The 24,587-nt window shown below is 73.2% G+C and carries 21 protein-coding genes and 1 riboswitch; of the genes, 11 read left to right on the top strand and 10 right to left on the bottom strand.

Features of this window, described 5'->3' with window-relative positions; all coding sequences use genetic code 11:
- Window positions 1-35 precede the first annotated feature (35 nt).
- From OG403_RS08280 to mshC, 5 genes are all read left to right on the top strand, one after another.
- Complete coding sequence (locus OG403_RS08280) at window positions 36-1,082, top strand: LLM class F420-dependent oxidoreductase (protein ID WP_329562725.1); 1,047 nt, start codon at window positions 36-38, stop codon at window positions 1,080-1,082.
- Window positions 1,083-1,208: 126 nt separating this feature from the next.
- Window positions 1,209-1,931: a histidine phosphatase family protein gene (locus OG403_RS08275; RefSeq protein ID WP_329562723.1), complete on the top strand. Its 723-nt coding sequence runs from the start codon at window positions 1,209-1,211 to the stop codon at window positions 1,929-1,931.
- Between the two features lie 89 nt (window positions 1,932-2,020).
- Window positions 2,021-2,596, top strand: a complete 576-nt coding sequence (locus tag OG403_RS08270) for a DUF3090 domain-containing protein (protein WP_329562721.1) — start codon at window positions 2,021-2,023, stop codon at window positions 2,594-2,596.
- A 149-nt stretch (window positions 2,597-2,745) separates the two neighbouring features.
- Window positions 2,746-3,543 (top strand): SCO1664 family protein, encoded by a 798-nt coding sequence (locus tag OG403_RS08265; RefSeq protein WP_329572179.1) that lies wholly within the window; start codon window positions 2,746-2,748, stop codon window positions 3,541-3,543.
- A 174-nt stretch (window positions 3,544-3,717) separates the two neighbouring features.
- Window positions 3,718-4,947 (top strand): cysteine--1-D-myo-inosityl 2-amino-2-deoxy-alpha-D-glucopyranoside ligase, encoded by a 1,230-nt coding sequence (mshC, locus tag OG403_RS08260; RefSeq protein ID WP_329562720.1) that lies wholly within the window; start codon window positions 3,718-3,720, stop codon window positions 4,945-4,947.
- 94 nt (window positions 4,948-5,041) lie between these two features.
- Here mshC and OG403_RS08255 read toward each other — a convergent pair whose 3' ends face one another.
- The 5 genes from OG403_RS08255 to OG403_RS08235 form a co-directional block, all read right to left on the bottom strand.
- Window positions 5,042-6,001 (bottom strand): slipin family protein, encoded by a 960-nt coding sequence (locus OG403_RS08255; RefSeq protein ID WP_329562718.1) that lies wholly within the window; start codon window positions 5,999-6,001, stop codon window positions 5,042-5,044.
- A 293-nt stretch (window positions 6,002-6,294) separates the two neighbouring features.
- Window positions 6,295-7,395, bottom strand: coding sequence for a PAC2 family protein (locus tag OG403_RS08250; RefSeq protein ID WP_329562717.1), 1,101 nt, complete (start codon window positions 7,393-7,395; stop codon window positions 6,295-6,297).
- A gap of 255 nt (window positions 7,396-7,650) precedes the next feature.
- Window positions 7,651-8,484: an SGNH/GDSL hydrolase family protein gene (locus OG403_RS08245; RefSeq protein ID WP_329562715.1), complete on the bottom strand. Its 834-nt coding sequence runs from the start codon at window positions 8,482-8,484 to the stop codon at window positions 7,651-7,653.
- 45 nt (window positions 8,485-8,529) lie between these two features.
- Complete coding sequence (locus tag OG403_RS08240) at window positions 8,530-9,306, bottom strand: GNAT family N-acetyltransferase (RefSeq protein ID WP_329562714.1); 777 nt, start codon at window positions 9,304-9,306, stop codon at window positions 8,530-8,532.
- Window positions 9,307-9,359: 53 nt separating this feature from the next.
- The gene (locus OG403_RS08235) at window positions 9,360-10,064 is read right to left on the bottom strand and encodes an HAD family hydrolase (protein WP_329562713.1); all 705 of its coding nucleotides are present in this window, start codon (window positions 10,062-10,064) and stop codon (window positions 9,360-9,362) included.
- An 82-nt stretch (window positions 10,065-10,146) separates the two neighbouring features.
- Window positions 10,147-10,232, top strand: a riboswitch (ZMP/ZTP riboswitch).
- 42 nt (window positions 10,233-10,274) lie between these two features.
- Between OG403_RS08235 and OG403_RS08230 the strand changes: the two genes are divergently transcribed.
- Entirely contained in the window at window positions 10,275-11,426 is a 1,152-nt protein-coding gene (locus OG403_RS08230) for a phosphoribosylaminoimidazolecarboxamide formyltransferase (protein ID WP_329562712.1), read from the top strand.
- Window positions 11,427-11,444: 18 nt separating this feature from the next.
- On the opposite strand, the gene OG403_RS08225 is transcribed toward OG403_RS08230, so the two are convergent.
- On the bottom strand, window positions 11,445-12,233 hold the full coding sequence (locus tag OG403_RS08225) for a phosphodiesterase (protein ID WP_329562711.1): 789 nt from the start codon (window positions 12,231-12,233) through the stop codon (window positions 11,445-11,447).
- A 250-nt stretch (window positions 12,234-12,483) separates the two neighbouring features.
- Between OG403_RS08225 and OG403_RS08220 the strand changes: the two genes are divergently transcribed.
- Window positions 12,484-13,110, top strand: a complete 627-nt coding sequence (locus OG403_RS08220; RefSeq protein ID WP_329562710.1) for a mycothiol-dependent nitroreductase Rv2466c family protein — start codon at window positions 12,484-12,486, stop codon at window positions 13,108-13,110.
- A 55-nt stretch (window positions 13,111-13,165) separates the two neighbouring features.
- Here OG403_RS08220 and OG403_RS08215 read toward each other — a convergent pair whose 3' ends face one another.
- Both OG403_RS08215 and OG403_RS08210 read right to left on the bottom strand, forming a co-directional pair.
- Complete coding sequence (locus OG403_RS08215) at window positions 13,166-13,966, bottom strand: alpha/beta hydrolase (protein WP_329562709.1); 801 nt, start codon at window positions 13,964-13,966, stop codon at window positions 13,166-13,168.
- A 65-nt stretch (window positions 13,967-14,031) separates the two neighbouring features.
- On the bottom strand, window positions 14,032-15,123 hold the full coding sequence (locus OG403_RS08210; RefSeq protein ID WP_442910880.1) for a hypothetical protein: 1,092 nt from the start codon (window positions 15,121-15,123) through the stop codon (window positions 14,032-14,034).
- 144 nt (window positions 15,124-15,267) lie between these two features.
- Between OG403_RS08210 and metH the strand changes: the two genes are divergently transcribed.
- The 3 genes from metH (at window position 15,268) to OG403_RS08195 (ending at window position 21,509) form a co-directional block, all read left to right on the top strand.
- A complete protein-coding gene (gene metH / locus OG403_RS08205; RefSeq protein WP_329562707.1) occupies window positions 15,268-18,804 on the top strand; it encodes a methionine synthase in 3,537 nt (1,178 codons plus the stop codon).
- A gap of 91 nt (window positions 18,805-18,895) precedes the next feature.
- Window positions 18,896-19,600, top strand: a complete 705-nt coding sequence (locus tag OG403_RS08200; protein ID WP_329562705.1) for an HAD family hydrolase — start codon at window positions 18,896-18,898, stop codon at window positions 19,598-19,600.
- 289 nt (window positions 19,601-19,889) lie between these two features.
- Complete coding sequence (locus OG403_RS08195) at window positions 19,890-21,509, top strand: ABC transporter substrate-binding protein (protein WP_329562704.1); 1,620 nt, start codon at window positions 19,890-19,892, stop codon at window positions 21,507-21,509.
- A 94-nt stretch (window positions 21,510-21,603) separates the two neighbouring features.
- Here OG403_RS08195 and OG403_RS08190 read toward each other — a convergent pair whose 3' ends face one another.
- Both OG403_RS08190 and OG403_RS08185 read right to left on the bottom strand, forming a co-directional pair.
- On the bottom strand, window positions 21,604-22,275 hold the full coding sequence (locus OG403_RS08190) for a response regulator transcription factor (protein WP_329562703.1): 672 nt from the start codon (window positions 22,273-22,275) through the stop codon (window positions 21,604-21,606).
- Window positions 22,276-23,166, bottom strand: a complete 891-nt coding sequence (locus tag OG403_RS08185; protein WP_329562701.1) for a RecB family exonuclease — start codon at window positions 23,164-23,166, stop codon at window positions 22,276-22,278.
- Window positions 23,167-23,345: 179 nt separating this feature from the next.
- Between OG403_RS08185 and OG403_RS08180 the strand changes: the two genes are divergently transcribed.
- A complete protein-coding gene (locus tag OG403_RS08180) occupies window positions 23,346-24,581 on the top strand; it encodes a site-2 protease family protein (protein ID WP_329562699.1) in 1,236 nt (411 codons plus the stop codon).
- Window positions 24,582-24,587 lie beyond the last annotated feature (6 nt).

The raw sequence follows: 24,587 nt of genomic DNA, 5'->3' as shown, positions 1-24,587 counted from the left end.
GCACGGCATCCCCCTCCCGAAAGGCGTGGCACGCTATGCGACTCGGCATCAATCTCGGCTACTGGGGACTCGGCCTGGACGCCGACAACATCGCCGTCGCCCAGGAAGCGGACCGGCTCGGCTACTCGGTCTGCTGGGCCGCCGAGGCGTACGGCTCGGACGCCGCCACCGTGCTCTCCTACGTGGCGGCGAAGACCGAGCGGATCGACGTCGGCTCGGCGATCTTCCAGATCCCGGCCCGCACCCCGGCGATGACGGCGATGACCGCCGCCACCCTGGACACCCTCTCCGGCGGGCGGTTCCGGCTCGGCCTCGGGGTGTCGGGGCCGCAGGTCTCCGAGGGCTGGTACGGCGTCAAGTTCGACAAGCCGCTGGCCCGTACCCGGGAGTACGTGGAGATCATCCGCAAGGCGATGTCCCGCGAGCGGCTGGTGCACGAGGGCGCCAACTGGACCCTGCCGCTGCCCGGCGGGCCGGGCAAGGCGCTGAAGCTGACGGTGCATCCGGTGCGCGAGCGGATCCCGCTCTACCTCGCGGCGATCGGGCCGAAGAACGTGGAGCTGGCCGGGGAGATCGCCGACGGCTGGCTCGGACTCTTCTTCGCGCCGGAGCAGGCGGCGGCCTCGGTCGACCGGCTGCGGGCCGGGCGGGCCAAGGCCGGGCTGGGCCTGGACGGGTTCGACCTCTGCCCCACCGTGCCGATCTCGGTCGGCACGGACCTGGCGGCTGCCGCCGACACCCAGCGGGCCTACGCGGCGCTGTACATCGGCGGCATGGGCAGCAAGGAGCAGAACTTCTACAAGCAGCAGGCCGAGCGGCTGGGCTACCAGCAGGAGGCCGAGGAGATCCAGCAGCGCTATCTGGCCGGGGACAAGCAGGGCGCGGCGGCGGCCGTGCCGCAGGGCTTCATCGACTCGACCTCGCTGCTCGGCACCAAGGAGCGGATCGCCGACCGGATGCAGGCCTACGCGGCGGCCGGGGTCACCACGCTGACCCTCTCGCCGGCCGGGTGGACCCTGGCGGAGCGGGTGACGGCGCTGCGTACCGGGGTCGAGGCGCTGGAGCTGGCCGGCCTGGCCTGAGCGAGCCGGTGCCCGCCACCGGTCCCGCCGCCCACCGGTCCCGCCGCCCGCCGCCCGCTGTCAGCCCTGGGCGGGCGGCCGGAGGCCTTGAGCCGGTGGCGCGACCGGACCCCGTAGGCTTGGGGCATGCCCACACTGCTGCTGGTACGCCATGGCCGGTCGACTGCGAACTCCGCAGGGGTGCTCGCGGGTTGGACACCGGGCGTGGACCTGGACGAGACCGGCCGGGCCCAGGCCGAGGCGCTGGTCGGGCGACTGGCGCAGGTGCCGCTGGCCCTCGCGCTGAGCAGCCCGCTGGAGCGCTGCCGGCAGACCCTGGCCCCGTTGCTGGCCGCCCGTCCCGAACTCGGCGAGCCGACGGTGGACGAGCGGCTCGGCGAGTGCCACTACGGCGAGTGGACCGGTCGGCCGCTGGCCGAGCTGGCCAAGGAGCCGCTCTGGCGCACCGTCCAGGACCACGCCTCGGCCGCCGCCTTCCCCGGCGGCGAGACCCTGCGCGGGCTGAGCCACCGCACGGTGGCGGCGGCCCGCGAGTGGGACGAGAAGATCGCTGCCGAGCACGGACCTGACGCAGTGTGGATCGCCTGCACCCACGGCGACGTGATCAAGGCGATCGTGGCCGACGCGCTGGGCCTGCACCTGGACCACTTCCAGCGGATCAGCGTGGACCCCTGCACGGTCACCGCGATCCGCTACACCCCGCTGCGGCCCTTCCTGCTGCGGCTGGGCGACACCGGTGAGCTGGGCGGCCTGCGCCCGAAGAGCGCCGAGCACCGGCCGGGTGCCGCGGGCACGAGCACCGCCGACAGCGGCGACGCGGTGGTCGGCGGCTCCACCGGCATGGACTGACCGCCTGCCCAAGCCGTGGCGCGAAGAAGCCGTAGGGTGAAAAGGCGCGCCACCGAAAACCGATCCGTTTCACACCCCGGAGCGAGAGAGTGCCCCGACAGGTCTTCTTCTACGACCAGCCCGAGCGGTTCGTGGCCGGTACCGTCGGCCAGCCCGGCTCGCGGGCGTTCTTCCTGCAGGCCAGCGCGCGCGGCCGGATCACCAGCGTGCTGCTCGAGAAGACGCAGGTGGCCGCGCTCGCCGAGCGGGTCGAGGAGGTGCTGGACGAGGCGCTGCGGCGCAGCGGCGGCCAGGCGCCGATCCCGGCCATGGCGCCGACCGAACTGGTCGACACCGCCCCGCTCGACCTGCCGCTGGAGCAGGAGTTCCGGGTCGGCACCATGGCGCTGGCCTGGGACTCCAGCGAGGGCTACCTGGTGGTCGAGGCGCAGGCGGTGATCGAGGAGGCCGAGGAGGACGAGGAGACCGCCGCCGAGCTGGCCTTCGAGGACGACGAGAACGGCCCGGACATGCTGCGGGTGCGGCTGAGCGGCGCGATGGCCCGGGTCTTCGCCAAGCGCGCGCTCGACCTGGTCGCGGCCGGTCGCAAGCCGTGCCCGTTCTGCAACCTCCCACTGGACCCGGAGGGTCATCTGTGCCCGCGTCAGAACGGCTACAAGCGCTGAACGCCGACCAGGACCCGCAGACCCGGCCCGCGCCCGAGTCGCCCGAGCCGCCCGAGCCGGAACAGCACCGGCAGGCCCCGGACGAGCAGGACGAGCAGGAGCAGGACGAGCAGGACATACCGGAGGCCGACCCCGCCACCGGCGCGGCGCTGGCCGCCGACGTCCCCGCCGCGCTGGAGCTGCTGCGCTCCGGCGTACTCACCGTGCACGGGCGGCTCGCCGACGCCTCCAACGCCGCGCTCTACTGCTCGGTGGCCCTGGACGGCGTCTCGGCGCTGTGCGTCTACAAGCCGGTGCGCGGCGAGCGCCCGCTCTGGGACTTCCCCGACGGCACGCTGGCCGGGCGTGAGGTGGCCGCCTACGAGCTGGCCGCCGCCACCGGCTGGGCGCTGATCCCGCCCACCGTGCTGCGCGAGGGGCCGTTCGGCGCCGGCATGGTGCAGATCTGGGTCGAGCCGGACCCGAAGGCCGCCCCGCTGCTGGCCCTGCAGGACCCGCGCGGGCCCGAGGCCGGCTGGCTGCCGATCGTCGAGGCCGAGGTGGGGGAGGGCCGCACCGCGTTGCTGGTGCACCTGGACGACCAGCGGCTGCGCCGGATCGCGGTGCTCGACGCGGTGCTCAACAACGCCGACCGCAAGGGCGGCCACCTGCTGTCGGCCGCCGACGGACGGATCTACGGGATCGACCACGGGGTCACCTTCGCGGTGCCCGGAAAGCTGCGCACCCTGCTCTGGGGCTGGGCCGAGCAGCCGCTGACCGAGGAGGCGGTCGAGATGCTGGGCCGGCTGCGCGAGGAACTGGCGGGTCCGCTGGGCGAGCGGCTGCGACCGCATCTGACGGAGGCCGAGCTGACGGCCACTCGGGAGCGGGTCGCCGGGCTGCTGCGCGGCGGGTGCCACCCGGTGCCGTCCCAGGAGTGGCCCGCGATCCCCTGGCCGCCGGTGTGACGGCGCGCGGGGGCCGTCCGGCGATCGGGGGTTCCTGCCAAGGGGCAAGGGGTCAGCTGTCAACGGCCCGGCTGTCAAGGGCCGACGTCAGGCCCGGTGTGAGCGCGCGCTCATTTCAGCCGATTCCGCATACTGGTTAGCCTTTCAAATGATCGCAAGGTTAGAGTCATTTTCATGCATGCCTGGCCCGCCTCCGAGGTTCCCGCCCTGCCTGGTCAGGGACTCCCCCTGCGCATCCACGACACCGCCGCAGGTGCGATTCGGGAGGTCGTGCCCACCGGCCCGACCGCCCGCCTGTACGTCTGCGGCATCACCCCGTACGACGCCACCCACCTGGGCCACGCCGCCACCTACAACGCCTTCGACCTGATCCAGCGGGTCTGGAAGGACGCCGGCCACGACGTCCGGTACGTCCAGAACGTGACCGACGTGGACGACCCGCTGCTGGAACGCGCGGTCGCCACCGGACAGGACTGGACCGCGCTCGCCGAGCGTGAGACCGCGCTGTTCCGCGAGGACATGACGGCGCTGCGGATCCTGCCGCCGGCCCACTACATCGGCGCCGTCGAGTCGATCCCGTGGATCGTCCCGCTGGTCAAGAAGCTGCTGGCGAACGGCGCCGCGTACGAGCTGGACGGGGACATCTACTTCTCCGTCGACTCCGACCCGCGGTTCGGCGAGGTCTCCCGACTCGGCCGCGAGGAGATGCTGCCGATCTTCGCCGAGCGCGGCGGCGACCCCGAGCGGCCCGGCAAGCGGCACCCGCTGGACGCGCTGCTCTGGCTGGCCGCCCGTCCCGGCGAGCCGGCCTGGGACACCGAGCTGGGCCACGGCCGGCCCGGCTGGCACATCGAGTGCGTGGCGATCGCGCTGGAGCACCTGGAGATGTCCTTCGACATCCAGGGCGGCGGCAGCGACCTCGCCTTCCCGCACCACGAGATGGGCGCCGCGCACGCCCAGGTCGCCACCGGCCTGCACCCGTTCGCGCAGGCGTACGTGCACGCGGGCATGGTCGGGCTGGACGGCCACAAGATGTCCAAGTCGCGCGGCAACCTGGTCTTCGTCTCCGCGCTGCGCCGCGACGGCGTCGACCCGGCGGCGATCCGCCTGGCGCTGCTCTCGCACCACTACCGCAGCGACTGGGAGTGGACCAAGGACACCCTGGACGAGGCCGTCGAGCGGCTGGCCCGCTGGCGCGCCGCCGTCTCCCGTCCGGACGGTCCGCCGGCCGAGCAGCTGCTCGCCGAGGTGCGCGCGGCGCTGGCCGCCGACCTGGACGCGCCGGCCGCGCTGGCCGCCGTGGACCGCTGGGCCGCGCAGCAGGCCGCCACGGGCGGCGAGGACACCGGTGCGCCCGGTCTGGTCTCGCGCACGGTGGACGCGCTGCTGGGCCTCGCGCTGTAGGCACCGCCACCCCGCCCGTCACTGCCGCCGAGGGCCGCCGACCTGACACCAGGTCGGCGGCCCTCGCCGTTCGGGTCCGGCGCGCGGGTTCCCGCTACCGCACGGCGCCGGGGTCGGCCGGGGCGCTGCCGTTGACCGACACCGTCGGGACCTCCAGCGCCAGCGCCTCCTGACCTGGGATCTGGGTCTCGGGGAGCTGGGTCTCGGGAACGGCGGTCGGCTCCGGCTGCTCCTGCGGCTCCAACAAGTCCGACAGCTGCTGCGATTGCCGCTCGCGCCGGGCGTCATGGCTCTTGGTCGCGCTGTCCAGGAACCGCAGCAGCTCGACCGGGAACGGCAGCACCAGGGTCGAGTTCTTCTCGGCGGCCACCTCCACCACCGTCTGGAGCAGCCGCAGTTGGAGCGCGGCCGGGGTCTTGCTCATGATCGCGGCGGCCTCGGAGAGCTTCTTGGAAGCCTGGAACTCGCCGTCGGCGGTGATGATCCGGGCCCGCCGCTCGCGGTCCGCCTCGGCCTGCCGGGCCATCGAGCGCTTCATCGACTCGGGCAGCGCGACGTCCTTGATCTCGACCCGGTCGATCTCGATGCCCCAGCCGAGCGCCGGGCTGTCCAGCATCAGCTCCAGGCCCTGGTTGATCGGCTCGCGGTTGGCCAGCAGGTCGTCGAGTTCGCTCTTGCCGATGATCGAGCGCAGCGAGGTCTGGGCCACCTGGGAGATCGCGAACTGGTAGTCCTGCACGTTGACGGTGGCGCGCACCGGATCGACCACCCGGAAGTAGACCACCGCGTCCACCCGCACCGTGACGTTGTCGCGGGTGATGCCCTCCTGGGCGGGGACCGGCATGGTCACGATCTGCACGTTCACCCGGCGGATCCGGTCGGCCACCGGGAGCAGCCGCACCAGCCCGGGGGAGCGGACCTCGTCACGGACCCGGCCGAACCGGAACACCACACCGCGCTGGAACTGCTGCACCACCCGGACGCTCAGTCCGGCCCAGACCGCGCCTATCGCGACAAGTCCGCCCAGCGCACCCAACACCACATCCACGATCATGGCTGATCACCTCGGCCCGCACGGCTCCGAACCTCCACGGTACTCCGCGCCCGGGGGCGGGTGGGCGGGGTCGGGAGCGGGTTGCGGATGGGTGGGTTTGGCGGAGAGCAGCGCGGAGAATGGTCTAGACCCTTGACAGGTGTCAGTCCTGGCGGGTGCACTGGTTGCGGCCGATGACCGGCGGCTGCCCGACGCCGGTCATCGGCTGATCAGGTCGTCAACTGGCTGACCGGTTCGTCAGTTGACCGCGATCGACCGACGCGACCAACCGACCGGGGCCAACCGACGGCCGGTCAGCGGGCCGTGCCCTTGCCGTCGGCGCCCTTGCCGTCGGCCCCGCGCCCATCGGCCTCTCGGTCGTCGGCCCCGCGGTCGTCGGCGCTGCCGTCGTCCTCGTCCCGGGCCTCGTCCGTCTCCTCGGAGCCGGTCGCGTCGAGGTCGTCCTCACCGTCCGCCTCTTCGGCGCCGGCCGGGCCCGCTCCGCCGGCCGCGCCGTCCGCCGAGCGCTCCACGATCGGCCGCCCGGTCACCGGCTTCTCACCGGTCGGCCCCTGGTTGTCCCGGCGGCGCAGGTAGCGCTCGAACTCGCGGGCGATCGCCTCGCCGCTGGCCTCCGGCAGCTCGGCGGTGTCCTGGGCCTCCTCCAGCTGCTGGACGTACTCGGCCACCTCGCTGTCCTCGGCGGCCAGTTGGTCCACGCCCAGCTGCCAGGCGCGGGCGTCCTCGGGCAGCTCGCCCGGCGGGATCCGCAGGTCGAGCAGGTCCTCCAGCTTGTTCAGCAGGGCCAGCGTGGCCTTCGGGTTCGGCGGCTGCGCCACGTAGTGCGGCACGGCGGCCCAGAGGGTCACGGCGGGCACCCCGGCGTGCGCGCAGGCCTCCTGCAGCACGCCGACGATGCCGGTCGGGCCCTCGTAGCGGCTCTCCTCCAGGTCCAGCCGGCGGGCCAGCGCGGCGTCCGAGGTGACGCCGCTGACCGGCACCGGGCGGCTGTGCGGGGTGTCGCCGAGCAGCGCGCCGAGGATCACCACCAGCTCCACGCCGAGTTCGTGGGCGAAGCCCAGCAGCTCGTTGCAGAACGAGCGCCAGCGCATGCTGGGCTCGATGCCGCGCACCAGGACCAGGTCCCGGGTGGTCGGCTCGGTCACCCGGACCACCGAGAGCCGGGTGGTCGGCCAGGTGATCCGGCGCACCCCGCCGTCCAGCCAGACCGTGGGCCGGTTGACCTGGAAGTCGTAGTAGTCCTCCGCGTCCAGGGCGGCGATGACCTTGCCGCCCCAGGTCTCGTCGAGGTGCCCGACCGCCGTGGAGGCGGCGTCGCCCGCGTCGTTCCAGCCTTCGAAGGCACAGACCATGACCGGGTCGATCAACTCGGGAACATCTTCCAGCTCGATCACCCAGCGTCTCCCTCCGGCCGATCCGGCCGCGCTCCCCGCCCGAGGACGGTCGCGGCCGGCCGACTGCCGACTGCTCTCCTGACCACGTGGAACGCTCCGTTCCACGGACCCTACCTGCCCAGCCTACGGGCTTTGATGCGCGCCGACGCCGATGGGCCGCCCGCCTGCGGGGGGCCGTTCGGGACCGTCGGGACGCACCCGTGGACAGTCGTGACCGGGACAGTCTCGACCGGGGAAGGGCCCGGCGGCCACCGGTTATCCGGCCAGCTCCCGGGTGACCGCCGGCAGGTAGCCGCGGGCCTGCCCGTCGGCGGTCGGGTGGAAGGACTCCCAGAGGTTCAGCAGCACCAGGCCGGTGATCCACTCGTCGCCGTGCTCGGCACAGACCCCGTGCCCGCTGAAGGCGGTGCGCGGGTCGGCGAACCGGGCGCCGTGCGCGGCGGCCTGACGCTGGATCAGCTCGTCCAGCTGGTCGGTCAGCTGGTCGAAGCGGGTCCGGCGTGCCTCGGTCCCGGCCCAGCAGGTCCCGGCCGCCCGCTCCTGCAGCAGGTGCGGGTAGCCGGTGACCACCAGCCGCGCGCCCGGGGCGGCCTTGCCGATCGCGCCGAGCAGCTGGTCGAGTCGGCCCGGCAGCTGGTCGCGCAGCAGTTCGGCGGAGTGGTCCAGCGCCTGGCCGCACTTGCCCTCGGTGGTCAGCGGCTGCAGGCAGCCCACCACCGCGTCGGTGAAGTCCAGGTCGTTGCCGCCCACCGTCAGCGTCACCGCGCCGGTGCCGGCCGGCAGCTGCGGCACCTGCTGGGCGAGCACCTGCGCGGTGTCCGCCCCGCTGCACGCCAGGTCGAGGAAGCCGCCGCCCGGGTGTCCGGCGGCCCACAGTGCCGGGTAGGCGCGGCCGCTGCGGTGGCAGTCGCCGCTCGCCGGGTCGTAGGAGCCGGCCGCCACCCCGGCGGCGTAGGAGTCGCCGAGCGCCACGTAGCCGGGTCGGACCGCCGCCCCGCTCGCCGCCGCGGCGGCGGGTGCGGGTGCGGCGGCGAGCAGCAGGGGCAGGGCGGCGATGGCGGTGAGCGTCCGGTGGCGCAGAGTGATCATGGCGACGCATGCTAGCGCGAACGGCGACGCCTTGTGCCCGTTCGGCTACGGTTGGTAGTTGAACGGTGTCGTGACGCTCAGCGCGGTGAAGCCCAGCCGGGCCAGGATCGGGCGGCTCTGGTCGGAGGCGTCCACCTGCAGGTAGCGGTAGCCGCGCTCGACGGCCAGCCGTGCCCGGTGCGCGATCAGCGCCCGGTACAGGCCCTTTCCTCGCCACTCGGGCGCGGTGCCGCCGCCCCACAGGCCGGCGAACGAGGTGTCGGGCAGCAGCTCCAGGCGCGCGCCGCAGACCGGTTCGTCGCCGGCCATCGCGACCACCACGGCGAGCGTCCCGGGTGCCTGGTCGAGCACGTTCAGCAGCTCACGGGTGAGCCGCGAGCCGTCGTTCTCGAAGGCCTGCTCGTGCACCCGGCCGAGCAGCTCGATCGCCGTCCGGTCGGTCTCGGTGCGCAGCCTGACGCCGGCGGGCAGCTCTACCTCGCCGGTGAGCGCGGCGGCCTCGGCCACCATCAGCGTCTCCGGCGGCTCGGCCACCAGGCCCGCCGCGCGCAGCCGGTCGGCGAGGTCGGCGGGCCGGTCGTGGCTGTAGTGCTTCCACTCGAACTCCTGGCCGCGCGCGCCGAAATGGCGCACCTGCTCGGCGATCGCCGCGTCCGCGGTCCGCTCGTCCAGGTCGGACCAGAGCACGCCGGACCAGCCGTGCGGCCCGCCGTCCTGCCGGACCACCGATCCGATCCGCTCGACCACCGCGTCGGGCCCGTCCGGCCCGCGTTCCTGGCGCGCCTCGCGGTCATAGGCGGCCAGTACCTTCGTCGCATCCATCCGCTCAGCTCAGCAGGGCCGGCGGTGGCGGGCAACCGGGTTTCCGGGGCCGGTCAGCCGACCGTCACCGCGCGCAGCACCGCCGCCGTGTCCGCCAGGTCGGGCAGCACCACGTCCGCGCCGGCCGCCGCCAGCTCGGCCGCCGGCACCAGCCCGGTGGCCACCGCCACGCAGCGCGCCCCGGCCGCGCGGGCGGTGGCCACGTCGCGCAGCGTGTCGCCGATGATCACCGTCTCGCTGCCGAGGAAGCGCCGGCCCAGCACCCGCTCGGCGCGGTCGAAGGCGTGGCCGGGCAGGTCGGCGCGCTCGTAGGCGTCCTCGCCGTAGGCGCCGAGCCGCAGGTCGAGGTGGTCGGTGAGGCCGAAGGCGGTCAGCTTCAGGACGGCCAGGGTGCGCAGGTTGCCGGTCAGCACCGACTGCCGCACCCCGGGCAGCGCGCCGAGCGCCGTGAGCGCGGCCACCGCGCCGGGCAGCACCCGGCCCTCGTCGGCCAGGTCGGCGGCCCGGTCGTGCAGTTCGGCCACCAGCAGTTCGAGGAAGCCGGCCAGCAGCCCGTCCCCGGGGTCGAGGTCGTGCGCGCGCAGCACCTCGGTGGCGGCGGCCACCTCGGTGCGGCCGTCGAACTGCCAGGCGCGGGTCAGCGGCTGCCCGGTGGCCCGCTGGAACGCGGCGGCGTAGGCCCGGCGGCCGACCGTGCCGGCGTCGATCAGCGTGTGGTCGATGTCCCAGAGCACCAGTAGCGGCGCGCACTTCTCCATGACCAAGCTCCCTGCGTCCAGTGCGGCCGCACCGGACGGCCCCCCGCACCGATCATCGCGCATCGGTTTTCCGCCTATACTCCGACCCGGCTGCGACTGGCGAAGGTGGGACACCACCGGGGAGCGGCCGATGATCCGATGCGAGCGTCGACCGCCTGGGCGCCTCCATCAGCGAACGTCTTCCCATCGAATCGCTGACGAGGAGTCATCGTGGAGCTGCGTTACGGCATGAACCCGCATCAGTCGGCCGCTCCCGTGCTACCGGTCCGCCCGGGTGACGAGCCGATCCGGCTGCTCAACGGCACCCCCTCCTACATCAACCTGCTGGACGCGCTGAACGCCTGGCAGTTGGTGAGCGAGGCCGGCCGGGCGCTGGGCGGACAGGTGGTGGCGGCCTCCTTCAAGCACGTCTCCCCGGCCGGCGTCGCGCTGGCGGGCCCGCTGGACCAGGCGGCGGCCGAGCTGTACGGGGTCGCCCCCACCGGCCTCGGTCCGGTCGCCAGTTCCTACCTGCGGGCCCGGGACGCCGACCCGAAGTCCTCCTACGGCGACTTCGCCGCCGTCTCGCACCCGGTGGACGTCGAACTCGCCGACCTGCTGGCCACCGTGGTCTGCGACGGCATCATCGCCCCCGACTACCACCCCGGCGCCGTCGAGCGGCTCAGCCGCAAGAAGCGCGGCCGGTTCCTGGTGCTGGCCGCCGACCCCGGCTACCGCCCGCCCGGCCGCGAGGTCCGCGAACTGTACGGCCTGCGGCTGGAGCAGGACCGCGATCAGGTCGAACTCTCGCCCGAACTGCTCCAGTTGTCGGTGGGCGAGGAGCTGCCGCCGGCCGCCGTGACCGATCTGCTGCTCGGGCTCGCGGTGTTGCGCTACACCCAGTCCAACTCGGTCTGCTACGTGCGCGACGGCGTCACGGTCGGCATCGGCGCCGGCCAGCAGTCCCGGGTCGACTGCACCCGGCTGGCCGGCGCGAAGACCGACCTGTGGTGGCTGCGCCGCCACCCGGCCGTGCGGGCACTGGAGTTCCGCCCCGAGGTACGCCGCCAGGACCGGATCAACGGGCAGCTGCGCTACCTGGAGGGCGACCTTCCCGCAGCCGACGCCGCCGCACTCCTGGCCACGCCCGCAGCGGAGTTGACGGATCGTCAGCGTGCTGCCTGGCTGGCCGAACTGACCGGCGTCAGCTTCGTCTCCGACGGCGCGCTGCCGTTCCGCGACAACGTCGACTTCGCCGCCCGGCACGGTGTCACCCGGATCGCCGAACCGGGCGGCTCGATCCGCTCGGCCGGGGTCGAGCAGGCCTGCCGCGAGCACGGCATCACGCTGGCCCGCACCGGCCTGCGGCTGTTCCACCACTGACCCGCGACACCGCGCGGTTCAGAACGCCCCGGTCAGCTCCGCCGCGTGGCTGACCGGGACGGTGTGGGTGACCCAGGCGCCGTCGACCGGCAGGTGGAGCAGCAGGCCGGTCGGCTCGTGCAGGTAGCCCATCTGCCGGTCCGCCCGCAGGGTCAGCGTGCTCTGCCGGTAGGTGCTGGGCGCCACGGCCAGCAGGCTGCCGGCGAACGGTGCCAGGATCGCCCGGTGCAGGTGCCCGGCCAGCACCCGCACCACGCGCGGATGGCGAGCCAGCACGGCGGCCAGCTCCGGGCCGTCGGTCAGCCGCATGCCGTCCATGAACGGGATGCCCAGCGCGATCGGCGGATGGTGCACGCAGACCACGGCCGGGACCTCCGGGCGCTGCACCAGCACCTGCTCCAGCCAGGCCAGTTGCCCGCTCCCGAGCTGTCCGGCCGGGCTGCCGGGCAGCTTGGAGTCGAGCACCACCACGCTCAGCCCGGGGTGCTCCACCGCGTAGTGGGTGCTGGTGCCGCCGCCCAGCAGCGGGGTGCCGCCGAAGGCCTCGACCAGCGCCTCGGGATCGTCGTGGTTGCCGGCCATCAGGTGCAGCGGCAGCGGGAAGCCGGCGATCACCTCGCGCAGCGCCGCGTACTCCGCCCGGCGCCCGGCCTCGGTCAGGTCGCCGGTGATCACCACGCAGCCGGGGCGCGGGTCGAGTGCCAGGATCCGGCCCAGCGCGCGGTGGAGGCCGACGGCCGGCTCGCCGGCGAGCGGGCCGGTGGTGATGTGCGGGTCGCTGAGGTGGGCGACGGCGAAGGCGGTCATGACCCCCACTGTCGGCGGCCCGAGCGCGCACCGGCAAGCCCGGACGGCCCGTTACGCTCACGGCTTGACGGAACGTCAGCTGCCCGGAGCCGGCCGCCCAGTTGACCGGCCGGCGCGAGCGCACCGGCCGGTCGCCGAGCCGGTCGCCGAGCTGGGCACCCGACGAAGTCCGCAACGGTCTACCGGCCGCCGGGCGGCCCGTCCTCGAGCGGTCTGCCGATTGTCGGGCGGGCGGCCTATGGTGGGGCGCATGACGACTTCCGAGCAGAACACGAAGACCAAGGTCGACTTCTACTTCGACCCGCTCTGCCCCTTCGCCTGGATCACCTCCCGGTGGATCCTGGAGGTCGAGCAGCACCGTGACCTGGACCTGAGCTTCAAGGTGATGAGCCTGTCCGTGCTCAACGCCGGGCGCGAGGACCTGCCCGAGCGCTACAAGGAGATGCTCGACCGCGGCTGGGGCCCGGTCCGGGTCTGCATCGCGGCCGCCGAGCAGCACGGTCCCAAGGTGCTGCGTGACCTCTACACCGCGATGGGCACCCGGATCCACAACCAGGACAACAAGGACTACGCCGAGGTCATCCCGCTGGCGCTGGCCGACGTCGGCCTGCCCGCCGAGCTGGCCGAGGCCGCGAACAGCACCGAGTGGGACGAGGCGCTGCGGCGCAGCCACCACGAGGGCATGGACCCGGTGGGTCAGGACGTCGGCACCCCGACCATCCACATCGACGGCGTGGCCTTCTTCGGCCCGGTGCTGACCGCGATCCCGCGCGGCGAGGACGCGGTCAAGATCTTCGACGGTGCCCGGCTGCTGGCCGGCTACCCGAAGTTCTTCGAGCTGAAGCGCAGCCGCACCGGCGAGCTCGACTTCAACTGACTCCTGAGCCGCGCCGAGCGCCGCCGCCGCGTTGAACCCCCGGCTCGCCGGGGGTTCAACGCCCCAGCTCGCGGACCAGGAAGGCGAGGGCCTCGCCGACCAGGGCCGGCACGTCCGGGTGCCCCTCGAAGAGGTGCGCCGCCCCGGGCACCAGGCGCAGCTCGGCCCGGCCGCCCGCCGCGAGCAGCAGTTCGCACAGCCGCTCGCTGTGCGCGCACGACACGGTGACGTCCGCCGTGCCGTGCACCAGCAGCGTGGGCGGCGGATCAGCCGGCACCTGCGCCACCGGGCTGCCCTGCGCGGCCAGCGCCGCCAGCTCGCGCGGCGGGCCGCCGAGCAGCAGCCCCTCCGGTGAGTCCGCCCGGTCGGGGTGACGGTCCAGCAGGTCGGTGTTCGGGTACCAGAGCACCAGCGCCGCCACCGCCGACGGGTGCGCGAACGCCGCCAGCGCCGCCAGCGTGCCCCCGGCCGACTCGCCCCAGAACGCGAGCCGGGTGGTGTCCAGCCCGAACGCCGCCGCGTGCCGGCGCAGGAAGTCCAGCGCGGCCGCCAGGTCAGCCGACTGGGCCGGGAAGCGGGCCTCGCCGGAGAGCCGGTAGTCGACGGTCGCCACCGCGATCCCCGCCCCGGTCAGCGCCGCCCACAGCGACCCCGGTGGCAGCGTCTGCGGCAGCTCCCGCCGGTCGCCGGAGTGGAACCCGCCGCCGTGCACCCAGACCACCACCGGCACCGGCGCGCCGTCGGCGGGGCGCGGCGGCAGGTGCAGGTCCAGCAGCAGCGGACGGAACCCGGGCGGCACCGCGTAGTTGAGCCCCTCGTGGACCAGCCCGCCACCGGGGAGCTGACGTGGAGTCACGTGTGAAAGTTCATCAGACATGCCTCGCAGCGTAAGGCCGCCCACCATTTGCCGGTCGGCCTGTGTCAGTCGATCCCGCACCAGTCCCGCCGGTACGCCGCCCAGTCCGCCGCCGTCGCCGTGAAGTCCGCGTAGACGGCCACCCCGAAGGTCTGCCGCCCCGCCGCGTGCCGCCCCAGCGCCAGCCGCACGCCGCGCACGGCGGCCGGCACCGTCTCGGCCGAGCCGCGGTGCCCCACCTGGTCGGCGTCGTAGGCCGGCAGCCCCATCAGCAGGTCGACCGAGGCGGGGGTGACCTCCAGCGCCAGCGCGGTCTGCTGGGCGACGTAGCCGGTGTAGAGCGAGGGCAGCGGCATCCCGGTGTCGTAGGACATCACCGCCACCTGGTCGACCCGCCGGGCCACCTGCCCGAAGTAGGCCTGCGACCACCACTTGGGATGCCCGGTGAGTGTCCCGGCCACCGCGTGCAGCCCGGGCAGCGGATCGATCTGCGGCGTGGCCACCGAGAGCGGCACCCCGCGCGCGGCGGTCAGCGCGTGCACCTGGTCGAGCAGGGCCAGGTAGCCGGCGTCGCCCGAGTGCACCGGCTCCAGGTCGAAGTGCACGCCGTCGAACCCGGCGTCCAGCACCTGCCGCGCCGAGTCGGTGATCCGCTGGCGCACCGCCGGGTCGTCCAGGTGCAGCCCGACCTCCTCCGGCGCCACCAGGTCGCCCAGCCAGGCCTGCACCCGCACCCCGGGCAGCTCGCGGTGCACCGCCTCGATCAGCGCGCGGGCCTGCGGGTAGCGGTCGGCGGGCAGCGAGCCGTCGTCGTTCAGCGGGCCGGCGTGCACGAACAGGTCGCGCATGCCGCCGCGCAGCAGCTGCGGCAGCCCGGCCAGGTCGGCCGGGCCCTTGCGGCCGTCCACCCAGGCGTGCCCGAGCCAGGCCGCGTCGTTCCCCCGGGTGCGGGCCGAGGCGGCGGGGGTCCCGGTGGCCTCCAGCCGCAGCGCGACGCCGATCCCGGCCGGTGGCAGTACCAGCACGGCCGCCAGTGCCAGGGCCGTGAGCGCGAGGATCCGCCGCCGCCGCGACCAGCCGCGCCAGCGCGTCCGCAGCCGCCGCCCACCGCCCGCCGGCCCCCGCCGCCACCTGCTCGGACGCCACGCGTCAGCCACCGGCACCGCCCCTCCCGTCGCCCTGATGGCTCACCATACGGAATGCCCGCCATGGCGGAGCGCCCGGCCGGATACCCTGACGAGGTGCGCCCCCGTTCGGAGGGAGCGCATAGCCGACAGCCGTCGCACCCAGGGAGTAGCCCCATGGCCACCAGTGTCCCCGCAGCCACCCACACCGCCGTCCAGCAGGCCCGCGCCACCGCGCTGCGCGAAGCCCTCGCCAGCCGGGTCGTCGTCGCCGACGGCGCGATGGGGACGATGCTGCAGGCGCAGAATCCGACGCTCGAGGACTTCCAGGACCTGGAGGGCTGCAACGAGATCCTCAACGTGACCCGGCCCGACATCGTGCGCGGGGTGCACGAGGCGTACTTCGCGGTCGGCGTGGACTGCGTGGAGACCAACACCTTCGGCTCGAACTTCGCGGCGCTGGGGGAGTACGACATCCCCGAGCGGATCTTCGAGCTGTCCGAGGCCGGCGCCCGGATCGCCCGCGAGGTGGCCGACGAGTTCGCCACCGAGGACCGCCCGCGCTGGGTGCTCGGCTCGATCGGCCCGGGCACCAAGCTGCCGACGCTGGGTCACACCACCTTCGAGCTGGTCCGCGAGGGCTTCCGGCAGAACGCGGCCGGCCTGATCGCGGGCGGCGCGGACGCGCTGCTGGTGGAGACCAGCCAGGACCTGCTGCAGACCAAGGCGGCGGTGCTGGGCTGCAAGGACGCCCTGGCCGAGGCCGGTCTGGACCTGGTGGTGCTGGCCCAGGTCACCGTGGAGACGACCGGCACCATGCTGCTGGGCTCGGAGATCGGGGCCGCGCTGACCGCGCTGGAGCCGCTCGCCATCGACTACATCGGCCTGAACTGCGCCACCGGCCCGGCCGAGATGAGCGAGCACCTGCGCTACCTGGCCAAGAACGCCCGGATCGGGCTCTCCTGCATGCCGAACGCCGGTCTGCCGGTGCTCGGCAAGGACGGCGCGCACTACCCGCTGAGCCCCGCCGAGCTGGCCGACGCGCATGACACCTTCACCCGGGAGTACGGCCTGTCGCTGGTCGGCGGCTGCTGCGGCACCACGCCCGAGCACCTGCGCCAGGTGGTCGAGCGGGTGCGCGGCCGGGCCGTCGCCGCCCGCGAGCCGCGTCCCGAGCCGGCCGCCGCCTCGCTCTACCAGTCGGTGCCGTTCCGCCAGGACACCTCTTACCTGGCGATCGGCGAGCGGACCAACGCGAACGGCTCGAAGAAGTTCCGCGAGTCGATGCTGGCCGGCGACTGGCAGGCCTGCGTGGAGATCGCCCGCGAGCAGATCCGCGAGGGCGCGCACCTGCTGGACCTGTGCGTGGACTACGTCGGGCGGGACGGCGTGGACGACATGCGCGAGATCGCCGGTCGGCTGGCCACCGCCTCCACCCTGCCGATCGTGCTGGACTCCACCGAGCCGCAGGTGCTGCGCGCGGGCCTGGAGCTGCTCGGCGGGCGCGCGGTGCTCAACTCGGTCAACTACGAGGACGGCGACGGCCCCGACACCCGCTTCGGCAGGGTCGCGGCGCTGGCCCGGGAGCACGGCGCGGCGCTGATCGCGCTGACCATCGACGAGAACGGCCAGGCCCGCACCGCCGAGACCAAGGTCGCCATCGCCGAGCGGCTGATCGAGCAGCTGGGCCGCGAGTACGGCATCGCCGAGAGCGACATCCTGGTGGACTGCCTGGCCTTCACCCTGGGCACCGGGCAGGAGGAGTCGCGCCGCGACGGCATCGAGACCATCGAGGCGATCCGCGAGCTGAAGCGCCGCCACCCGGACGTGCAGACCACGCTGGGCCTGTCCAACATCTCCTTCGGCCTCTCGCCGGCCGCCCGCCAGGTGATCAACTCGGTCTTCCTGCACGAGTGCGTCCAGGCCGGGCTGGACTCGGCGATCGTGCACGCCGCCAAGATCCTGCCGATGGCGCGGATTCCCGAGGAGCAGCGCCAGGTCGCGCTCGACCTGGTCTACGACCGGCGGCGCCCCGAGCACGGGGACGAGCCGGCCTACGACCCGCTGCAGAAGCTGCTGGAGCTCTTCCAGGGCGTCTCGGCCGCCTCCAGCGCCGCCTCCAAGGCCGAGGAGCTGGCGGCCCTGCCGCTGGAGGAGCGGCTCAAGCGCCGGATCATCGACGGTGAGCGCAAGGGCCTGGAGGCCGACCTGGACGAGGCGCTGGCGCAGCGCCCGGCGCTGGCGATCGTCAACGACACGCTGCTGGAGGGCATGAAGACGGTCGGCGAGCTGTTCGGCTCCGGCCAGATGCAGCTGCCCTTCGTGCTGCAGTCGGCCGAGGTGATGAAGGGCGCGGTGGCCCACCTGGAGCCGCACATGGAGAAGTCCGAGGACGAGGGCAAGGGCACCATCGTGCTGGCCACCGTCAAGGGCGACGTCCACGACATCGGCAAGAACCTGGTGGACATCATCCTGTCCAACAACGGCTACACCGTGGTCAACCTGGGCATCAAGCAGCCCGTCTCGGCGATCCTGGAGGCCGCTCAGGAGCACCGGGCGGACGTGATCGGGATGTCCGGCCTGCTGGTCAAGTCCACCGTGATCATGAAGGAGAACCTGGAGGAGCTGAACCAGCGCAAGCTGGCCGCCGACTACCCGGTGATCCTGGGCGGTGCCGCCCTCACCCGCGCCTACGTCGAGCAGGACCTGCACGCCATCTACGAGGGCGAGGTCCGCTACGCCCGGGACGCCTTCGAGGGCCTCAAGCTGATGGACGCGCTGATCGGGGTCAAGCGCGGGGTGCCGGGGGCGGCGCTGCCCGAGCTGCGCCAGCGCCGGCACGCCCGCACCGAGGTGGTCGAGGAGGAGCAGGAGCCGAACCTCGGCCAGATCCGCTCGGACGTGGCGGTGGACAACCGGCTGCCCGCCCCGCCGTTCTGGGGCGACCGGATCGTCAAGGGCATCCCGTTCGCCGACTACGCCTCCTGGCTGGACGAGGACGCGCTGTTCAAGGGCCAGTGGGGCCTGAAGGCCGCCCGCGCCGGGCAGGGCCCGTCCTACGAGGAGCTGGTGGAGACCGAGGGCCGGCCGCGGCTGCGGATGTGGCTGGACCGGCTGCAGACCGAGGGCTGGCTGGAGCCGGCCGTGATCTACGGCTACTACCCGGCCAACTCCAAGGGCGACGACCTGATCGTCTACCACCAGGACGGCACCGAGCGGACCCGGTTCACCTTCCCGCGCCAGCGGCGCGGCCGGCGGCTCTGCCTGGCGGACTTCTTCCGGCCGGAGGAGAGCGGCGAGCGCGATGTGCTCGGCCTGCAGGTGGTCACCATGGGCAACCGGGTCTCCGAGGCCGCGAACGAGCTGTTCCAGGCCAACGCCTACCGCGACTACCTGGAGCTGCACGGCCTGTCCGTCCAACTGGCCGAGGCGCTCGCCGAGTTCTGGCACGCCCGGGTCCGCTACGAACTGGGCTTCGGCGACGAGGACCCGCAGGACGTGCGCGACATGTTCGCGCTCAAGTACCGCGGCGCGCGCTTCTCGCTCGGCTACGGCGCCTGCCCCGAGCTGGAGGACCGGGCCAAGATCGCCGAGCTGCTGAAGCCGGAGCGAATCGGCGTGGTGCTCTCCGAGGAGTTCCAGCTCCACCCGGAGCAGTCCACCGACGCCATCGTGATCCACCACCCCGAGGCGAAGTACTTCAACGCGCGGTAACTCCGCGATCGCATGCCGTTCGCTTTGCTGCGCGTATCCTGGACGACCCCGCCGCACCGTGGCGGGGTCGAACAGCGAAGGAGCGTGCCGCATGACCACTGTCGACACCGCCGCCGTGCACCCGGACGCGATCGGCGGCCTGGACCCGCAGGCGGTGCTGGTGGACATGGACGGCACGCTGATCGACAGCGAGCACTACTGGTGGCAGGCCGAGGCCTCGCTCTTCGCCGACCTCGGCCACCCGCTGGACGACTCGCACCGGGTGCACATGGTCGGCGGCCCGATGACCCGGGTGATCGACTACCTGCTCGGCGTCACCGGGCTGCGGCGCGACCCCGCCGAGCTGGCCGTCGAGATCAACGCGCGCTTCGTCGAACTGCTGGACGGCGGCGCCCCGCTGATGCCCGGCGCGGCCGAACTGCTCGCCCTGCTGGCCGAGCACCGGATCCCGGCCGCCCTGGTCTCCGCCTCGCACCGGCGGATCATCGACCTGGTCCTGAAGAACCTCGGCGACCACCCCTTCGCCTTCTCGGTGGCCGGCGACGAGGTGAGCCGGACCAAGCCGCACCCCGAGCCGTACCTGGCCGCGGTCGCCCGCTTCGGCGCCGAGCCGGGCCGCTGCGTGGTGATCGAGGACGCGCCGCTGGGCGTGCAGGCCGGCGAGGCGGCCGGCTGCCCGGTGATCGCGGTGCCCTCGGTGGCGCCGATTCCCGCCGCTCCCGGGCGGGTTGTGCTGCGCTCGCTGGCCGAGCTCGACCTGGACCTGCTGCGCGCGGCGGTCGCCGCCCGGGTCTGAGGTTCACCGCGGGACTGTGACGCTCGTCTCCTTTTCCGGTCCGCCGGGTGCGGCGACCGTGCGGCCGAGCCGGGCGAAACGGGACATCGGCTGACAACTCGTCGGCTCTGTCGCTTCCTTCGCATACCCCTTGTCAGAGTGGCGGTGGGAGCCGCCCGCACGGTATGGCAGGCTGGCGCGGTCTATCCCGACACGCCTTGGGCAGAGCGTGCGGGCGCTTCCCTCATCCGGGGCCGTCCTGCGGCCTGCCCATCGGCCGCTTCACGGTCGCTGCACGGAGAAGGAACGCATGAGTTCAGCCATACGACGAGCGCCCGGGCGCCTCGCGACCCTGGGGTGTGCCGCCCTGGTCGCCACCTCGCTGGCCGGCTGCGGCTCGGTCAGCTCCATCGCCGGTGGTGGCGGCAGCAGCAGCCCGATCACCCTGGGCACCGCCAACACCACCAGCGTGCTCGACCCGGCCGGCGCCTACGACCTCGGCTCCTGGCTGATCCTGGAGAACACCTTCCAGGGGCTGCTCCGGTTCCCGGTCGGCGCCACCACGCCGCAGCCCGACGCCGCGCAGTCCTGCGAGTTCAGCTCCGACGCGATGAGCTACCACTGCACCCTGCGCAAGGGGTTGACCTTCTCCAACGGCGACCCGCTGACCGCGCAGGACGTGGTCTTCTCGGTGGACCGGATGAAGAAGATCGCCGACCCGTCCGGGCCCTCCTCGCTCTTCAGCACCATCAAGTCGGTGCAGGCGCAGGACGACAGCGACGTGGTCTTCCAGCTGAACCAGCCCGACGCGGTGCTGCCGGACAAGCTGGCCAGCGGCGCCGGCTCGATCGTGGACCACAAGGTCTTCCCGGCCGACAAGGAGCTGCCCAACGACAAGCTGATCGGCTCCGGGCCTTACAAGATCGACTCGGTGGACGAGGCGACCGCCTCGGACGGCAGCAAGACGCCCAGCAAGATCAGCCTGTCGGCCAACAGCAAGTACCAGGGCGACGAGACGCCGAAGACCTCGAAGATCGCGGTCCGCTACTTCACCCAGCCAGACCAGCTGAAGAGCGCGCTGGACAGCGGCGCGGTCGACCTGGCCGACAACAGCCTGGACCCGAACGTGGCCGCCCAGCTGCAGGCCGACCAGCTGGCCGGCAAGGGCACCCTCCAGGTCACCGAGGTGGACGGCAGCGACTCCGGCTTCATGGTCCTCAACACCAAGGACCAGACGCTGGGTCAGCAGGCGGTGCGCCAGGCGATCGCCCAGCTGGTCGACCGCGACCAGCTGAGCAGCCAGGTCTTCGCCAACACCGTGCAGCCGCTCTACTCGGTGGTCCCGCAGGGCGTCGCCGGCCACAACACCGCCTTCTTCGACAAGTACGGCCGGCCGGACGCCGCCAAGGCCAAGGCGATCCTGGCCGCCGCGAAGATCTCCACCCCGGTCAAGTTCAACCTGGCCTGGACCGGTGCCGCGGCTGCGGGAGCCGAGACGGCGGCGCTGAAGAAGCAGCTGGAGGCCAGCGGCCTGTTCCAGGTCAGCACCCAGCAGGTGGCCGACTGGGTGGCCTACCAGAAGGGCTGGCAGAACGGCAGCTACCAGGCCTACCTGGTCGGCTGGAGCGCCGACTACCCGGATGCCGAGGACTTCGTGGCCCCGCTGGTGGTCGACGGCGGTTCCTTCCACAACGGCTTCGACGACCCGCTGATCAGCCAGCAGCTGCTGCCGCAGAGCCAGCGCCAGGCCGACCGCACCCAGGCCGCCACCACCTTCGGCGCCATTCAGAACCAGCTGGCCATCGATGTCCCGATGGTGCCGCTGGTGCAGAGCAAGGCGCTCTACACCGCACGCGAGAACATCACCGGCGTGGAGTCCGCGGTGGACTCCACCTCCATCATCCGGTTCTCCGAGCTCGGCCGCAGCTGAGCCGGGCGCGCACACGCCGACGGGCCGTCCGGATCTCCGGACGGCCCGTGGCGTGTGCGCCTGACGGATCGTTCCCGCAGGAAGCCGGCCGACGCTACGCCGCGCCCGGCCGGACCAGCCCGCTCTCATAGGCGAAGACCGCCGCCTGCACCCGGTCGCGCAGCCCCAGCTTGGTCAGCACATGGCCCACGTGCGTCTTCACCGTGGTCTCGCTGACGAAGAGTTCGGCGGCGATCTCGGCATTCGACAGCCCCTTGGCGACCAGCCGCAGCACTTCCATCTCCCGCTCGGTCAGCGCGGTCAGCGCCGGCGACGGCGTCTCCTCGCCCGAGGGCAGCCGGGTGGCGTACATGTCCAGCAGCCGGCGGGTGATCGAGGGCGCCAGCATCGCGGCCCCGTCGGCCACCACCCGGATCGCCTGCACCAGTTCCTCGGCCGGCACGTCCTTGAGCAGGAACCCGCTGGCCCCGGCCCGCAGCGCCTCCACCACGTACTCGTCCAGGTCGAAGGTGGTCAGCACCAGCACCTTCACCGGGCCGTCCCGACCGGGCCCGACGATCCGCCGGGTCGCCTCCACCCCGTCCATCCGGGGCATCCGGATGTCCATCAGCACCACGTCGGGCTGCAGCGCCCGCACCTGCTCCAGCGCCTGCTGACCGTCCCCGGCCTCGCCCACCACCACCAGATCGGACTCGGCTTCCAGGATCATCCGGAAACCGGTACGCAGCAGTGGCTGGTCGTCGACCAGCAGCACTCGGATCGCCACCTAGGACTCCTTGCTCGTCATGCTCGTCACGGTCTTCTGCGGCGGCAGCCCGGTGATCGGCAGGGGGTAGGGCGGGGGAGTCCCGCCGAACTCCGGGCAGCTCGCCTGATGGTCGCACCAGTCGCAGAGCCGGTTGCGGGTGGCCGGGAACTCCCCCGTGGCCACCGCCCGGCCGATCGTCTCCCAGAGCGCCAGCAGCTTGCGCTCCACCGAGCGCAGGTCCGCCTCGTCCGGGTCGTAGCTGACCACGTCGCCGCCCCCGCCCAGGTAGACCAGCTGCAGCCGCTTGGGGATCACGCCCTTCCAGCGCCACACCACCAGGGCGTAGAACTTCATCTGGAACATCGCCTTGCCCTCGAAGTCCCGCGAGGGCGCCCGCCCGGTCTTGTAGTCCACCAGCCGCACCTCCCCGGTGGGCGCGACGTCAACCCGGTCGATGTAGCCGCGCAGCTTCAGCCCGGAGTCCAGCACGGTCTCCACGTACAGCTCGCGCTCCACCGGGTGCAGCCGGGTCGGATCCTCCAGCCTGAACCACTGGGCGAGCAGCTTCTCGGCGTCCGCCAGCCAGCGGGTCAGCTGCTCGCCGGCCCCCTCGGACTCGCCCGGGAACAGCTCCGCCAGCTCCGGCCGCTCGCCCAGCAGCCGCTCCCACTGCGGGCGCAGCAGCTCGACGGCGCGCTGCGGGGTCCGTTCGCCGGCCGGGTGGTCGAAGAGCCGCTCCAGCACCGCGTGCACCAGGGTGCCCCGGGTGGCCGCCTGGCTCGGCGGCTCCGGCAGCTTGTCGATCACCCGCAGCCGGTAGAGCAGCGGGCAGGTCAGGAAATCCCCGGCGCGTGAAGGTGACAGCCCGCTCGGCGGTACTGCCTCGCGGGCGGTCTCGGTCTGCTGCATACCCCAGACCCTATGGGGTCCGGCTGTCATCCGGCTGTCAGACCGCTCACCGGCCCCAACTTGGGTACAACGTTCACAACGGGGCACTTACGTCATCGCGATCCGAGATCACGTAGCGTGGGCACCCTCCGCCCGCCAGAACGGGGCCGCGGCGGGGACGACGACCTGAAGGGGTCACGGTGAGCGACACCACAGGGCAGCAGACCTCACAGCAACCGCCACGGCAGGACGACGACCCGGCCAAGAAGCCGCAGCGCCCGGGCGGCGAGGAACCGCGGCGCCCGGGCGGCGCCATCCTGATGGGCCGTCCGTTCGGCGTACCGATCTACGTCACCCCCACCTGGTTCCTCATCGCCGCCCTGATCACCTGGCTCTTCGGCGACCAGCTCTCCGGCGTGCTGCCCGACCTCGGCTTCACCCGCTACCTGGTGGCGCTCTCCTTCGCGATCGCCTTCTACGCCTCCGTCCTGGTCCACGAACTGGCCCACACCCTGGTCGCGCTGCGGTACAAGCTCGGGGTCCGCCGGATCCAGCTGCAGTTCTTCGGCGGCGTCTCCGAGATCGAGAAGGAGGCCGAGACCCCGGGCCGGGAGTTCTGGCTGGCCTTCGTCGGACCGCTGCTCTCCCTGGTGCTCGGCGGGATCTTCTGGCTCCTCCTGGACCTGGTCCAACTGGAGACGGTGCCCGGCGTGCTGCTGGCCGGGCTGATGGTGGCCAACCTGGTGGTCGCCGTCTTCAACCTGCTGCCCGGCCTGCCGCTGGACGGCGGCCGGATGCTGCGCGCCGTGGTCTGGGGCCTGACCGGCCGCCCGATGACCGGCACCATCGCCGCCGCCTGGTCGGGGCGGGTGCTCGCGCTGGTGGTGCTCTTCGGGCTGCCCGCGATCAGCACGGCCAGGGCCGGCGCCCAGCAGAGCGGCAGCCAGGCGCTGCTCGACTCGGTGCTGGCCGCGGTGCTGGCCGTGGTGATCTGGAACGGTGCCGGCGGCGCCGTACGCAACGCCCGGCTCAAGGAGGCGCTGCCCGGCCTCGCGGTGCGCGGCCTGACCCGGCGGGCCGTCTCGGTCACCGCCGACACCCCGCTCGCCGAAGCGCTGCGCCAGGCCCGCGAGGCCCAGGCCGGCGCCGTGGTGGTGATCGACGGGCACGGCGATCCGATCGCCCTGGTCAAGGAGGCCGCCGTGCTCCAGGTCCCGGAGCACCGCCGCCCCTGGGTGGCCGCCGGGGCGCTGGCCCGCTCGCTCGAACCCGGCCTGCGGATCTCCGCCGACCTGGACGGCGAAGAGCTGCTCACCGCGCTGCGGTCCACCCCGGCCAGCGAGTACCTGGTGGTCGAGGAGGACGGCCGGCCCTACGGCGTGCTCGCGGTCTCCGACGTCGAGCGCCGGCTGAGCGCCGCACTCACCGGTCGCTGAGCGGTC

The organism is Kitasatospora sp. NBC_01266, from assembly GCF_036242395.1.
Lineage (GTDB): Bacteria > Actinomycetota > Actinomycetes > Streptomycetales > Streptomycetaceae > Kitasatospora.
The sequence above is the reverse complement of the archived record's forward strand: the minus strand, read 5'-3'. Positions and strand labels throughout refer to the sequence as shown.